Raw genomic sequence first — 14,179 nt, forward strand, 5'->3', positions numbered from 1 at the left:
CCGTAGAGGGTGAAAGTCCCGTACAGGTAGAATGAAGAGTCGTTAGAGTAGGGCGGGGCACGTGAAACCCTGTCTGAACATGGGTAGACCACTATCCAAGCCTAAGTACTCGTATCTGACCGATAGTGAACAAGTACCGTGAGGGAAAGGTGAAAAGCACCCCTAATAGGGGAGTGAAACAGAACCTGAAACCGGATGCCTACAAGCAGTCGAAGGCGCATATGCGCTGACGGCGTACCTTTTGTATAATGGGTCAGCGACTTAGTCTCTCGAGCAGCTTAAGCCGATAGGTGTAGGCACAGCGAAAGCGAGTCTTAATAGGGCGTTTGTTCGAGGGATTAGACCCGAAACCCGGTGATCTAGATATGAGCAGGATGAAGGTGAGGTAACACTCACTGAAGGTCCGAACCCACACCTGTTGAAAAAGGTCGGGATGACTTGTGTCTAGGGGTGAAAGGCCAATCAAACCGGGAGATAGCTGGTTCTCCGCGAAATCTATTTAGGTAGAGCGTCGCACGAATACCCTCGGGGGTAGAGCACTGGATGGGCTATGGGGGCTTACCGCCTTACTGATCCTAACCAAACTCCGAATACCGAGGAGTACTATGCGGCAGACACACTGCGAATGCTAACGTCCGTAGTGGAGAGGGAAACAACCCTGACCGACAGCTAAGGTCCCTAAGTCATGGCTAAGTGGGAAAGCATGTAGGAATCCCAAAACAACCAGGAGGTTGGCTTAGAAGCAGCCATCCTTTAAAGAAAGCGTAACAGCTCACTGGTCTAAATAAGGGTTCCCGCGGCGAAAATGTAACGGGGCTCAAGCCATGCACCGAAGCTTCGGACTCGATTTATCGAGTGGTAGCGGAGCGTTCTAGGAGTAATTTTCTAACCTGTATTCTCAACACTATCCTGCACAACGCTCGCAGGAGAGGTTGAGGATAATGTTCAGCATACAGGTTGGAATTTTTCGATGAAGCCGGGCCGTGAGGCAACTGGTGGAGAGAATAGAAGTGAGAATGCTGACACGAGTAGCGACAGGAGTGTGAGAAACACTCCCGCCGAAAGCCCAAGGGTTCCTGCGTAAAGCTAATCTGCGCAGGGTTAGCCGGCCCCTAAGACGAGGGCGAAAGCCGTAGTCGATGGGAACACTGTTAATATTCAGTGGCCAGTGGATGTGTGACGGATCCGAGAGCTCGTCGTCCTTATTGGATTGGGCGGCGTTGGTAAGGGTCCCTGGAAATAGCCTCCACATGAGACCGTACCCTAAACCGACACAGGTGGGCTGGTAGAGTATACCAAGGCGCTTGAGAGAACTATGTTGAAGGAACTCGGCAAATTGCTCCCGTAAGTTCGCGAGAAGGGAGCCTCATCATGAAGATGAGGGGCACAGACCAGGGGGTGGCGACTGTTTACTAAAAACACAGGGCTCTGCGAAGTCGCAAGACGACGTATAGGGTCTGACGCCTGCCCGGTGCCGGAAGGTTAAGAGGAGTGGTGCAAGCTGCGAATTGAAGCCCCGGTAAACGGCGGCCGTAACTATAACGGTCCTAAGGTAGCGAAATTCCTTGTCGGGTAAGTTCCGACCTGCACGAATGGCGTAACGACTTCCCCACTGTCTCCAACATAGGCTCAGCGAAACTGAATTCTCCGTGAAGATGCGGAGTACCCGCGGTCAGACGGAAAGACCCCGTGCACCTTTACTACAGCTTTGCAGTGGTATTAGTGACAACATGTGTAGGATAGGCGGGAGGCTTTGAAATCAGTGCGCCAGCATTGATGGAGCCGTTGGTGAAATACCGCCCTTGTTGTTATTGATATCTAACCGCGGTCCGTTATCCGGATCCGGGACCCTGCATGGTGGGTAGTTTGACTGGGGCGGTCGCCTCCTAAATTGTAACGGAGGCGCGCGAAGGTTGGCTCAGAGCGGTCGGAAATCGCTCGTTGAGTGCAATGGCATAAGCCAGCCTGACTGCGAGACTGACAAGTCGAGCAGAGTCGAAAGACGGCCATAGTGATCCGGTGGTCCCGCGTGGAAGGGCCATCGCTCAACGGATAAAAGGTACGCCGGGGATAACAGGCTGATGATGCCCAAGAGTCCATATCGACGGCATTGTTTGGCACCTCGATGTCGGCTCATCGCATCCTGGGGCTGGAGCAGGTCCCAAGGGTTTGGCTGTTCGCCAATTAAAGCGGTACGTGAGCTGGGTTTAGAACGTCGTGAGACAGTTCGGTCCCTATCTGCCGTGGGAGTAGGAAATTTGAGAGGAGCTGTCCTTAGTACGAGAGGACCGGGATGGACGTACCTCTGGTGGACCTGTTGTTGCGCCAGCAGCATAGCAGGGTAGCTACGTACGGAACGGATAACCGCTGAAGGCATCTAAGCGGGAAGCCGCCCTCAATACCAGATTTCCCTGAGAACCGTGGAAGACCACCACGTTGATAGGCTGGATGTGGAAGTGTAGTGATACATGAAGCTGACCAGTACTAATTGTTCGATCGGCTTGATCGTTTTAACTCATGTGCGGCGAACGGATCGTCTAACCGTTCGCTGACATTGTCAGACATAACAAATTCACCAGTTCGCTGGTTGCACTTTGGCCCTTAAGGGCACTCTCGCTTTCATTGTTTTGGCCGGCCTGGTGGTTATTGCGCAGGGCCCCCACCCGTTCCCATTCCGAACACGGTCGTTAAATCCTGCAGCGCCGATGGTACTCCGTCTTAAGACGCGGGAGAGTAGGTCGTCGCCAGGCCTGCCAAGACAATGATGACCCATCTCGTCAGAAACACCAAAAACCCCGCTGCTCACCGCAGCGGGGTTTTTGCGTTCCAACAACTCTCAAAACCAAACAAACCAGTCCGATGACGGACAGTCTGTGTAAGGTCGAACTAAATTGATCAGCGAGACGGCGCCTCAATTAAGTTCGGAAAAAGGTGCAGATTGATGTTGCAAAGCTTCGTCATCTTCGCTAATTCGCGTCCTCCGGCGTGATTGGCAACAGTCACATGGTGATGCGGGATGGAGCAGTCCGGTAGCTCGTCAGGCTCATAACCTGAAGGTCGTAGGTTCAAATCCTACTCCCGCACCCAACTTTCTCAGACATTGTTATTGTCGATGCAGGCGCCTGTTGCGCCGTTCGCTCTTTGCGAATTTCTTGCGACCGGATAGCGATCCTCGGGCCAGGTTTTGGCGCCCGCATCCCGGTACCGCTCCGTGAGATGTGACGTGTTTCGCCCTCCATGACGCGCGAGATGCACAAGAGTTCGATCTTTGGCGCCGGTGTCATAGCGTTCGCCGCTTGTCGCTCCTCGTGCCCAGAGTCCGGCAGCGCTTCTCTAACATCACCCCGTCACCTGTTTCTCCGTATGGATGGAGAGACGTATACGTATGACTGCAGCGCAGAGATGCGCCGGCGATCAACAGGCCGCAGCCGGTTGATCTGCTATGGGCCTCTTGTCAGGCTGTTATCTGGTGGCCGTGAACAGCTCCAACGGGACGGCGTCGGCCAGAGCCTTGAATCCGGCTGGAGAAAGATGAAGGCCGTCGCCCTCATCATATTCGGGGTTCAGCTGACCCGGGGCCGCCGGATCATCGACCGCTGCGTCAAAATCGAGCACAGCAACGAAGACCCCTGACGTTCTGATCCACTCATTGATTCGCTGGCGCGCCTCTTCATGGGCGCCGCCGGTTGGATAGATGCCGGTTGAGCCATAGGGCGTGATCGTTGCGCCGATGGGCGTCACGCCGGCGGCCTGCGCTCGGTGGGCCACCTGGGTCAGCCCCGCGGTGATCGTCTCGACAAAGCTGTCGACCGTAGCATCGGTCACATCACTCCCGCCCAGGTCGTTGATGCCTTCAAAAATGATCAGATAGTCCATGTTCGGTTGAGCGAGCACGTCGCGGTCAACGCGCGCCAGAACATTCGGGCCAAGGCAGGTCTTCAGGATGCAATTGCCGCCCAGACCCAGATTGACCACTGAAAGGTGTTTCGTGCTGTCGTCGGCCTGCAACCGTCGCGCCAGAAAATCTGTCCAGCGATCATTGCCGTTGGTCGTGGAGCCGCGCCCATCGGTGATTGAATCCCCCAGCACGCCAATCGCGGCGGAAGCGGCAGAGGCGGGGACTTCGATGGTCGATGCTATGTACCAGTGGTCCGTGGCCCCACCCTCCAGGGTCAGGGCATCCACCTGATCGCCTGCGGCGTAATGGGACGTCGTGCGTGAACCCGGGTGACCGCTCTGCGCCTCTGGTCCATCCGCGACGTGCATGGTCACGGCAATATCGTCAAAGGCGGCAAAAGCGTAATCGGCGGGATCCGTGTAATAGGCGGCGCCCGGCGGTATGACGACGCCGGCATTGCCGGCGAAGCTGAGGGGGACGCTACTGCCCTCAACAATGTCGGCTGAACCGGACGCCTTTGCCTGCGCAATGGACACGCTGCCAATATGCAGGGGGGAGCCGCCAAATTCATTGGACAGTCGCAGTCGAACACGTTCGCCGCCATGGGTAGGCTGAACGGTCTGACGCAGGGTGACGTCCTTCATCGGCACCGGCAATTCATTTCGCTCCTCGACAAGCTGCTGGGCTGTCCCCCATGCGGCAAACCAGCCGTGAGCGTCAGTATCCTGAGCAATTGCTGTCACGGGCAAAAAGAAAACGAACGAGATGAATGGCAGTCGCATGTGAAATCCTTTTCACCGCATTAAACGGCTCTGGGCGTAGGGCGTGGTCTAACCCAGTCGTCGCAGACTGAATGAACCGTGCGCGACCTTATGTATCATCCGATCAATGACAAGTCCTTTGTGCTACAAGACCTGTTCCCATGCGGGCCCGGCGCCCCGTCATCTTGGGCACGCCTTCCAACGTGAGGAACCGGATTCTCTTGAACAGACAGACCCGAAAATTTAAGGTTCAACCATGAGCAAGGGCGTCCTCTTCGTCGGCGTTGAACAGCGCCGTCACAACCGTTTTACGACGTCTCTTACCTGGCGGGGGTGTCCGGGTTTGGAAGGCGTTATCTTGATCGACGGGAGCGGCTTCCGCTCCCTCTTCTTGGCGACGCGTTGCGAAGCGCGTTTGAACTGAAATTGATAAGAGACGAGGAAATCCATGAAACTGATATTCGCCGCCCTGGCGGTTGCATTCTCGGCGCTGAGCGGCGCCCTGGCCGCTGACTGTGATGTCCCTGCCTCTGTCTGCTTTTCGGATCAGACCGGTGCAATGGATCTCGTTGCGGCGGGGACACCTGCGACAGTACTCACGGACGCCGATGCGGACAAGGCCGTGTTGCGCGTCGCAAATGACTTCGCGCTCGATCTGGAAAGGGTCAGCGGGAAAGCGGCCAAGGTGGTGACGGATCAGTCAGCGGCGACAGGGCCATTGGTCATAATCGGCGTTGCGGGACAAAGCGCGCTGATCGACGGACTGGCAGCAGCGGGGAAAATCGATCTTGATGCCGTCAATGGTGGGTGGGAAGCCTACTCGATTACCGTTGTTGAGAATCCGTATCCGGACGTCCCGGCGGCCCTCGTCATTGCCGGCGCTGATCGCCGCGGGGCAATCTTCGGCACATACGAGATGTCCGAAGAAATGGGCGTTTCGCCATGGCACTATTTCGCAGATGTGCCAACCGAACAGCGTACGGATGTTTTCGTCACCGCAGGTATGCGTCAGGATCAGCCTGTGGTCAAATATCGCGGGTTCTTCATCAATGACGAGGACCCGGCGCTCGGCGGTTGGGCGCGGGAGCAGTTCGGCGGCGTCAATGCCGACATGTATGAGCACGTGTTCGAGCTGCTGCTTCGCCTGCAGGGCAACTACATCTGGCCGGCTATGTGGGGTAAAGCGCTGTATGATGACGATCCGCGCAGCGGCCAGCTGGCCCAGGATATGGGCATTGTTGTCGGCACCTCCCATCACGAGCCGCTGATGCGGGCCCATGTTGAGTGGGGCCGCCACGGCGATGGCGAGTGGAACTTCGATACGAATGCGGAAGGACTGGAAGCCTTCTGGCGTGACGGAATGGAGCGGTCAAAAGACTTCGACAAGGTCGTGACAGTCGGCATGCGCGGCGATGGTGACGAGGCCATGTCCGAAGATACCGCTATCGGCCTTCTGGAAAAGGTGGTGGCATCCCAGCGCGAGATCATTGCTGACGTCACCGGCGCGCCCGCCGCGGAAACGCCGCAGGTCTGGGCGCTCTATAAGGAAGTGCAGGACTACTATGATCAGGGCATGTCTGTGCCCGACGATGTGACATTGCTGTTCGCGGACGACAATTGGGGCCAGAACCGCCGCCTGCCGACGCAGGATCTCGACCGCGAAGGCGGCTTCGGCGTCTACTACCACTTCGATTATGTCGGCGCACCGCGCAGCTACAAATGGACGAACACGAACCAGATTGAAAAGACCTGGCAGCAGATGGACCTCGCCTATCGTCGTGGGGTGGAAGATATCTGGATCGTGAATGTGGGCGACATCAAGCCCATGGAATATCCGCTCGATTTCTTCATGGCCCAGGCGTGGGATCCTGAGGAGATGACGCTCCAGGAACTGGCGGCATTCCCGCAGGATTGGGCGGCGGAGACCTTTGGCGACCAGCATGGTGCAGCAATTGCCGACCTTGTCACGCGCTACAGCCGCTACGCCGCGCGGCGGAAGCCGGAGTTCATCAATGCCGAGTCATGGCCCATCGGAGAGATCGGGAAGAAATCCCTGACCGTGGGAGAGTTCGGCACCTATACGGAGCAATGGCATGACCTGGTCGTCGATATGGAAAAGGTGAAGGCCAAGCTCCGCGATGATCAGATGAGTGCCTATTACCAGCTCGTTGAATATCCCATCGCCTCCATGGCCAATATCTATGACCTCTACCACGCTGTGGCGTGGAATCGGGCATTGGCCAAAGCCGACGATGCGCGTGCGAATTATTTCGCGGACCTGGCCGAGGCCGCGTTCAAGAAAGACGCCGCCCTTGCTTATGCCTATCACGCGCTTGAGGATGGCAAGTGGATCCACATGATGGCCCAGCCCAATATTGGCTACACCGACTGGCGCGGACCGGAACAGGATGTGATGCCTGAGGTCACCCGCGTGGACGGCAAGACGCCGAAATCCGTCACGTTCAAGGGGGCGGTTGCGCCATCCAAAATTGTCATCAATGCGGACGATTATGACCGCATGGAGGGCAATGACGATCTGCGCTGGAGCAAAATTGCCCATCTCGGGTCGGCCGGCGAAGGGGCCATGATCGTGGTGCCGCAGGGAATGCCATCGACGACCCAGGAAGATGGCATTCGTCTTGAGTACGATGTCGACATCAAGGAGGCGGGAGACCTGACGATCGGTGTGCGGATGTCTCCGACACTCGATACGCGGGGGACTGATGGCAACAAGATCGGCATTTCTCTGGATGATGGTCCGCTGCAGGTTCTGAACCTTGATCTCATCCCCCATTGTTGCGGGCCGCAGACCCAGCAGCAGGTCGATTGGGACAAAGCTGTAACGGACAATGGCTTTACCCTGACGGCAGCGTTCGATGGGGTTTCCGCAGGCAAACATACCGTAAAGCTGTGGCGCCTCGACGATAATGTGATCGTTGAGAAACTGTCGATCGCGACGAACTAAAAAGAAAAGAGCCGCTCCTTCACCGGGGCGGCCCTTTTAGCATCTGGAAGAACGTTGGCCGGATCAGCCGCCGCTGCGATGCGCCGGGATCGGCGCTGCCACTTCGGCCGGGCCGGAGACGGCCACATCCCGCGGCAGCGAAAGCGCCGTCCACACCGTATCAATGGCCGTCGCCAGATCATTGATCTGTACAGCGCTGTGCAGCGGGGTCGGGGTGATGCGCAGGCGCTCCGTCCCGCGTGGCACGGTGGGGTAATTGATCGGCTGAATATAGATCCCATGCTGCTTCAGCAGCATGTCCGCGGCCTTCTTGCAGAGCTCTGGCTCGCCAACGAAAAGCGGCAGGATGTGGGTCTCGCTGTCCATGACAGGCAGTGAGCGGGCGGTCAGGGCCGCGCGGGTGGCCGCGACCGTCGCCTGGTGCTGATCGCGCTCAGCCTGCGAAGATTTCAGGTAACGGATGGATGCCGTCGCTGCATCAGCAATCGCCGGCGGCAGGGCGGTCGTAAAGATGAACCCCGAAGCGTGGGAGCGGATCGCATCGATACAGGCGGCCGAGGCGGTCACATAACCACCCAGACATCCAAACGCCTTGGCCAACGTGCCTTCGATCAGATCGACGCGATCAGCGAGGCCTTCGCGTTCCGTGATGCCGCCGCCGCGATGGCCATACATGCCCACAGCGTGCACTTCGTCGATATAGGTGAAGGCGGAATACCGCTTCGCCAGATCACAGATCTCGGCGATCGGGGCGATATCCCCGTCCATCGAATAGACACTTTCGAACGCGATCACCTTCGGCACATCAAGCGGCAGGGCGGCGAGACGACGCTCGAGATCCGCCATGTCATTGTGCCGGAAGATCTGCTTGGTGCACCCCGAACGACGAATGCCTTCGATCATCGAGGCATGGTTCATCTCATCGGACAGGAAGACGCAGCCGGGCAACAGTTTGCCCAAAGTCGACAGGGTCGCGTCATTGGAGACATAGCCCGACGTGAAAACGAGCGCGGCTTCCTTGCCATGCAGGTCGGCGAGCTCGCGCTCAAGCTCGACAATCGGATGGCTGGTGCCGGAAATATTGCGGGTGCCGCCGGCGCCAGCGCCGCTGGCCGTGACGCGGGCAACCATGGCTTCGGTGACCGTCGGGTGCTGGGCCATCCCCAGATAGTCATTGGAGCACCAGATCGTGACGTCGCGCGCGCCATCGGGACCGCGATGGATCGCCAGTGGGAAACGACCGGCAAGTCGCTCCAGATTGGCAAACTCGCGGTATCGGCCCTCATGTTTCAGGGCGCTGATCGCATTATCGAAGATAGAATCGTACATTGTTGGCGACTTTCCGAACGTCTGCTCTTCCATACCAGCCCGCGACCGGAAACGCTTGACTTCAGTCAAACCGGATTTGCCTCAACGGGATAGAACATTTTCGCTGGAGGGCAAGGCCATGAAAAACAAACAGGCAGCTATTTCCATACCATTTGGGGTTAAAGTTCCCGTTATCGATGCTGATGCACCCTGGCGGTGGCTAAATGCCGCGGCGATGCAGTACCGCCGGGAATGGCTTCTGTGTGCCGGTTTCGGGCTGACTTTCGTGCTCGTCGGCTACAGCCTCGTCTATCTCTTTGCCCGCTCCGGCCTGGTGACCGCTTTTCCGATCGCCATCGGGGCATTTGCCTTGGTCGGCCCGCTTCTCGCCTGCGGCATCTATGGCGTGGCACGAGCGCATGAGGACGGCCGGCGACCGACAATGACGGAGCTTGTCTTGCCGAAGGCGGCTTCGCCGGGGCAGGTGGCCCTGATCGGTATTGCGATCATGATCGCCCTGTTCGTCTGGATCGTGGCGGGGATGACGCTCTATGTCGTTGCCGGCGGCGAGCACTTCACGAACTACACGGCTTTCCAGCAGTTTTTCCTGAATACCTATCAGGGGCTCGCCATGGCCACGGCCGGGACCATCGTGGGCGGGTTGATTGCCGCGATCATCTTTGCGATCACGGCGTTCTCCCTGCCCATGGTGATGGACCAGCGCGTGGACGCCATTTCGGCGGTCAGTCTCAGTGCCGCAACCGTACTGCGCAATCTGAAACCCATGCTGCTCTGGGCGTGGCTCATTGCGCTGTCGGTGGTGATCAGCGCCGCGACCTTGCTGGCGGGCTTTGTCGTTTTCTTCCCGCTGTTCGGCCTTGCCACCTGGATCGGCTATCGGGAGACTTTCGCCTGAGGGCAGAGCCGTCGCCCTACAGATCGTCATCCATCAGGATGCGTTCGGCGGCCCCTTGGGGGTCCTCGAACTGCCGATCCTTGAGGGCCCACATGAAGGCGGCCACACCGAGGCTCCCCAAGGCCAGCGCCAGAGGAATGAGAAACAGAAGCGCGTTCATGGCGCCGCCTTCCAGCGCCAGTTCATGCGCATCGCGTTCAGCGTGACGAGGAGGGAGGAGCCGGACATGGCCAGTGCGGCAATCAGCGGCGTGACCATCCCGGCCATGGCCAGCGGGGCGGCGACAGCATTGTACAGGGCGGCAAAGGCGAAATTCTGCAGCATATGGCGACGCGCCTCGACGGAGGTTTCGTAAGCGGACAAAACGGCCTGCAGGCCGTCGCCCTGATAGACAAAGTCGGCTTCCGTCTGGGCTGCATCTGCAGCTGTCCCGGGCGCGAGAGAAACGTCAGCATGGGCAAGGGCGGCGGTGTCGTTGAGGCCGTCACCGATCATCGCGACAGGGGCCTGCCGTTGCCAGATGTCGATCATCGCCACCTTGTCCTGCGGCGTCTGCGACCAATACACATCGTCTATATTCAAAGCGCGGGCGATGGCCTGAACCTCCGCAGGCTGATCACCGGACAGAAGGCTGATGGAAAGGCCCCTGTCACGCAACGTCTTGATGGTGGTGCTGGCGCCGTCGCGAAGACTGTCGGAGAAATGCAGCTCGATCGGAGCGGCGGACCCGACTTTCAGATAGGCGCGGCTGCCTTGTCCGGGGACGTGGTCGGCCTCAGACACTCCCACAAAGGCCGCCTTGCCCAGCCGCACTTCGTCGCCCTTCCAGATGCCCCGCATACCCTCGCCAGGAATCTCTACAATGTCATCGGCCACCGGACCGACGCCAAAGGTGCTCGCCATGGCGCGGGCAATGGGATGAAAGCCTGCGCGCACCAGGGCCGCTGCGGCGTCCGCCTGATCAGGCGGCAGCGCGCCTGGACTGATCCATTGCATCGCGCCGGTGGTCAGGGTGCCGGTCTTATCAAAGGCGATGTGTTTCGTCCGCGCCAGGCGTTCGAGGGCATCACCGCTCTTGACGATGATGCCGCGCCGGAACAGCCGTCCGGTGGCGACGATCTGAACAGCGGGCACGGCAAGGCCCAATGCACAGGGGCAGGTGATGACGAGCACCGCGGTGGCCGCCATCATCGCTTCCCTCAATCCCGCGCCGGTCATCAGCCAACCGATGAAAGTCAGCGCGGCGAGACTGTGAACGATGGGGACATAGGCGCGGGCCGCGCGGTCCGCCAGACGGGTATAGCGGTCCTTGACCTGCTGTCCTGCTTCGACCAGCCGGACCAGTTCTGCGACGGCAGAATGGGCCATGTCCCTGGTCGCCTCGATAACCAGCTTCTGGCTGATGTTCAGTGTACCGGCAAGGATGGCTGAGCCCTGTACAGCCAGTTGTGGTGCGGACTCGCCGGTCAGGAAAGCCACGTCAGTATCTGACCGCCCCTCCAAGACGATACCATCGACGGGCACCCGTGCACTGGCCCGAATGACCAGCCGATCGCCCGGGCAAATCTCGGTCGCCCTGATCGGCGCGAGGCTGCCATCGGCGTCGAGGCGCAGCGCTGTTCGCGCCTGCAGGGCAAGCAGGTCCCGCGCCGCTGATCGCGCCCGCCGCCGCAACTGCTCGTCCAGCCAGCGGCCGATGAGAAGGAAGAACAGCAGCATGACGGCCGCGTCAAAATAGGCGTGCTCACCGCCACTCAGCGCCTCCATCAGGGACACGGTCAGGGCCAGCATCACCGCCAGCGAAATGGGCACATCCATATTCGCCTGTTTTCTGCGCAGGGCCCCCAGCGCAGACTCGAAAAACGGACGGCCAGCATAAAAGACCGTCGGGATGGCAATCAGGGCAGACACAAGATGCAGGAACCGCCGGGTCGATGTGCCCATATCGGTTGAAGAGGCGGACCAGACGGCCACCGACAACAGCATGATGTTTGCGGCGGCAAATCCGGCCACGGCCATGCAGCGCAGCAGCATGCGGCCACGCCTGCCGTCATCATCATCGGCGGTCTGCGGATCGAACGGCAGGGCGCCATATCCCAGATCAGCGATGGTCTGTGTAAAGAGGGACGGGTTGGTCGCACCGATCCATTCTACGGTCATTGTGCCCGTGGACAGGTTCAGCCGGGCATGGCTGACGCCGGGCAGGGCCGAAATGGCCCGCTCGATCTTGCCAATACACCCGGCACATCGCGCGCCCGTAATGCTCAAGATCAGGATCTGCTGGTCGTCTCTCTGCCGCACGAAGGCAGCAGGGTCGACGGCTTCATCCGTTTCCGCTGCGGGGTTTGGAGCGGTCGGGCAGCCTTTAGAGGTCTGGCTCATTCAACGTAGATCCGGGTTTTCGCCGTGTGCCCCTCTGCTGCGTCATCAGCGGTTCTGGGGGTGACAAAGAGATCCCACGCGCCGGGTTTGAGGTCAGCCTGTGCGATGTAGTGACCATCCCGGGATTCAGTGAACGCCAGGTCGATCTTTTCGGCATCCGTACTGGGCCGGACCAGTTGGCCCGCAAGATGGAGGCCCAGGACGGGCTGGTCGTAAGCGGACACAATCCGGATGTTGACCTGTTGGTCGCTGCCTGTCGTCAGAGGGTGTGTAAGTTCAAACGTCCAGCCCAGACCCGCCAGCGCCCTGCGCTTTTCCAGCACGTCATTGTAGTTCAGGCCCTGATAGTAGGATTTCTCAACCTGCTCGCCGGGAAAAGTGCTGACGGCCGCTCTCACGAAATAGATATTCGTCGCGATGATGACCGCGAAAAACGCGATCAGAAACCACAGTACATGCCGTCCGGTAATCACCAGACCGGCGTAGTGTACGTGCTCTGTGCCTGCCATTGTCTCATCGCCCTTCCGCGTCGGTGACAAACGAGATTGTCTCCTCTGCGACGATAGCGGATTGAGAATCCATCAGTTTGACGGAAATCAAGGCGCCGTTCTGGTCTGCGGGCAGGACGAAAAACAGCCGCGTCCGCATCTGGCCATCACCATCCACGTCCAGCTGAAGCCGACCGTCCTTCACGTCGTGACCCACGGCGTCGATCTGCAGCTCTGGCGGCCCTGAAATGGCCAGATCGAACGCCTGGCTCTCGCTGGTCTTGTTGCGGACGCGCGCCGTCACCGCGTTGCGGAAGGACCCGTCCGAGAGTCGGGTGAAAGCTGGCGCCCGATCGCGCTCAAGGCTGAACTCCGTCTGCTCACGGCTGGTCAGGCCAAACACCATCAACGTGCTGACCACGCTCAGGACAATGGCATAGACAATCGTTCGGGGGCGGATCAGGCGGGGCAGCCTGTGTCGTTCAGCGTTTGTTTTCGCCGTCAGGTAATCGTCGCCATAGGCGATAAGACCCTTCGGCAGGCCGATTTTTTTCATCACGGCATCACAGGCATCAACACACAGCCCGCAATTGATACATTCCAGCTGATCGCCATCGCGAATGTCGATCCCCATGGGGCAGGCGACGACGCAGCCATTGCAGTCGATGCAGTCGCCGACACTGGACCAGTCAGCGCCTTTCTTGTGCTTGCCGCGCGGTTCGCCGCGTTCGCGATAATAGCCGACCTGAAAGGTCTGCGCGTCGGTCAGCGCCCCCTGGATACGCGGCCACGGGCACATATAGGTACAGACCTGTTCCCGCATGAGCCCGGCGAGAGAATAGGTCGTAAACGTCAGTATCACGATGAAGAGGTAGGAAGTAACCGGCGCAGTTCCCCTGAACAGACCCGTCACCACGCTGGGGGCATCGTGGAAATACAGCACCCACGCGCCGCCGGTCATGGCCGCGATGAGCAGCCAGAGCCCATGTTTGATGATTTTCCGGGTGATCTTCTTCGCTGTCCAAGGGGCTTTGGCGAGCGCCAGTCGCTTGTTCCTGTCCCCTTCCACCATCCGCTCGACCGCGATGAAAAGGTCCGTCCAGACAGTCTGGGGGCAGGTAAAGCCGCACCATAACCGTCCCCACACGGCCGACACCAGAAACAGGGCGAGCGCCGACAGAATAAGGAGGCCGGTGACCAGATAGAACTCATCCGGCCAAATCTCGAGGTTGAAGAAATAGAGCCGGGCACCATCGAAATCGACAAGCACGGCCTGATCCGGCTCATGGGCTGCGCGGGGCCAGCGCATCCACGGCAGCAGGTAGTAGATGCCAAGGGTCAGGAACAGGACCGCCCATTTGATGAGGCGATACTTCCCCTTCACGAGCTTGGGGTGGATCGCCTCACGCTTGATATAGAGCGGTTCATCCGGCACCGTTTCGGTCATGATGGTAGCCCCTG

The 14,179-nt window shown here is 59.1% G+C and carries 8 protein-coding genes, 1 tRNA gene and 2 rRNA genes (1 of these 11 running past the window's edge); 5 read left to right on the top strand and 6 right to left on the bottom strand.

The annotated features are described in order from the left end of the window. From RUI03_RS03980 to RUI03_RS03990, 3 genes are all read left to right on the top strand, one after another. Window positions 1–2,509 (top strand): 23S ribosomal RNA (locus RUI03_RS03980) (it extends 361 nt beyond the left edge of the window). A gap of 126 nt (window positions 2,510–2,635) precedes the next feature. Next, a 5S ribosomal RNA gene (gene rrf / locus RUI03_RS03985) occupies window positions 2,636–2,750 on the top strand. A 260-nt stretch (window positions 2,751–3,010) separates the two neighbouring features. Beyond that, a tRNA-Met gene (locus RUI03_RS03990) sits at window positions 3,011–3,087 on the top strand. A 375-nt stretch (window positions 3,088–3,462) separates the two neighbouring features. Here the strand turns inward: RUI03_RS03990 and RUI03_RS03995 are convergent. Continuing rightward, a complete protein-coding gene (locus RUI03_RS03995) occupies window positions 3,463–4,680 on the bottom strand; it encodes an SGNH/GDSL hydrolase family protein (RefSeq protein WP_317288992.1) in 1,218 nt (405 codons plus the stop codon). Between the two features lie 427 nt (window positions 4,681–5,107). Between RUI03_RS03995 and RUI03_RS04000 the strand changes: the two genes are divergently transcribed. Beyond that, on the top strand, window positions 5,108–7,624 hold the full coding sequence (locus tag RUI03_RS04000; protein ID WP_317288993.1) for a glycosyl hydrolase 115 family protein: 2,517 nt from the start codon (window positions 5,108–5,110) through the stop codon (window positions 7,622–7,624). A 63-nt stretch (window positions 7,625–7,687) separates the two neighbouring features. Here the strand turns inward: RUI03_RS04000 and hemA are convergent, their stop codons facing one another. Further along, window positions 7,688–8,953, bottom strand: coding sequence for a 5-aminolevulinate synthase (gene hemA, locus RUI03_RS04005; RefSeq protein ID WP_317288994.1), 1,266 nt, complete (start codon window positions 8,951–8,953; stop codon window positions 7,688–7,690). Between the two features lie 118 nt (window positions 8,954–9,071). Between hemA and RUI03_RS04010 the strand changes: the two genes are divergently transcribed. Then, on the top strand, window positions 9,072–9,848 hold the full coding sequence (locus tag RUI03_RS04010) for a DUF2189 domain-containing protein (protein ID WP_317288995.1): 777 nt from the start codon (window positions 9,072–9,074) through the stop codon (window positions 9,846–9,848). Between the two features lie 16 nt (window positions 9,849–9,864). Here RUI03_RS04010 and ccoS read toward each other — a convergent pair whose 3' ends face one another. Genes ccoS through ccoG form a run of 4 tightly spaced genes read right to left on the bottom strand, consistent with a single transcriptional unit; the run spans window position 9,865 to window position 14,165 of the window. Further along, window positions 9,865–10,008: a cbb3-type cytochrome oxidase assembly protein CcoS gene (gene ccoS / locus RUI03_RS04015; RefSeq protein WP_317288996.1), complete on the bottom strand. Its 144-nt coding sequence runs from the start codon at window positions 10,006–10,008 to the stop codon at window positions 9,865–9,867. Continuing rightward, window positions 10,005–12,230 (bottom strand): heavy metal translocating P-type ATPase, encoded by a 2,226-nt coding sequence (locus RUI03_RS04020; RefSeq protein ID WP_317288997.1) that lies wholly within the window; start codon window positions 12,228–12,230, stop codon window positions 10,005–10,007. The genes ccoS and RUI03_RS04020 overlap by 4 nt, the downstream gene beginning before the upstream one ends. Next, window positions 12,227–12,769, bottom strand: a complete 543-nt coding sequence (locus tag RUI03_RS04025) for a FixH family protein (protein WP_317288998.1) — start codon at window positions 12,767–12,769, stop codon at window positions 12,227–12,229. The genes RUI03_RS04020 and RUI03_RS04025 overlap by 4 nt, the downstream gene beginning before the upstream one ends. Beyond that, window positions 12,744–14,165, bottom strand: coding sequence for a cytochrome c oxidase accessory protein CcoG (gene ccoG / locus RUI03_RS04030; RefSeq protein ID WP_317288999.1), 1,422 nt, complete (start codon window positions 14,163–14,165; stop codon window positions 12,744–12,746). Before ccoG ends, RUI03_RS04025 begins: the two co-directional genes overlap by 26 nt. Window positions 14,166–14,179: the final 14 nt, after the last annotated feature.

This window comes from Parvularcula sp. LCG005, from assembly GCF_032930845.1.
Classification (GTDB): Bacteria; Pseudomonadota; Alphaproteobacteria; order Caulobacterales; family Parvularculaceae; genus Parvularcula.

Coding starts and splice junctions, on each gene's coding strand:
- RUI03_RS03995 (WP_317288992.1), bottom strand. CDS start 4,680: ATGCGACTGCCATTCATCTCGTTCGTTTTCTTTTTGCCCGTGACAGCA.
- RUI03_RS04000 (WP_317288993.1), top strand. CDS start 5,108: ATGAAACTGATATTCGCCGCCCTGGCGGTTGCATTCTCGGCGCTGAGC.
- hemA (WP_317288994.1), bottom strand. CDS start 8,953: ATGTACGATTCTATCTTCGATAATGCGATCAGCGCCCTGAAACATGAG.
- RUI03_RS04010 (WP_317288995.1), top strand. CDS start 9,072: ATGAAAAACAAACAGGCAGCTATTTCCATACCATTTGGGGTTAAAGTT.
- ccoS (WP_317288996.1), bottom strand. CDS start 10,008: ATGAACGCGCTTCTGTTTCTCATTCCTCTGGCGCTGGCCTTGGGGAGC.
- RUI03_RS04020 (WP_317288997.1), bottom strand. CDS start 12,230: ATGAGCCAGACCTCTAAAGGCTGCCCGACCGCTCCAAACCCCGCAGCG.
- ccoG (WP_317288999.1), bottom strand. CDS start 14,165: ATGACCGAAACGGTGCCGGATGAACCGCTCTATATCAAGCGTGAGGCG.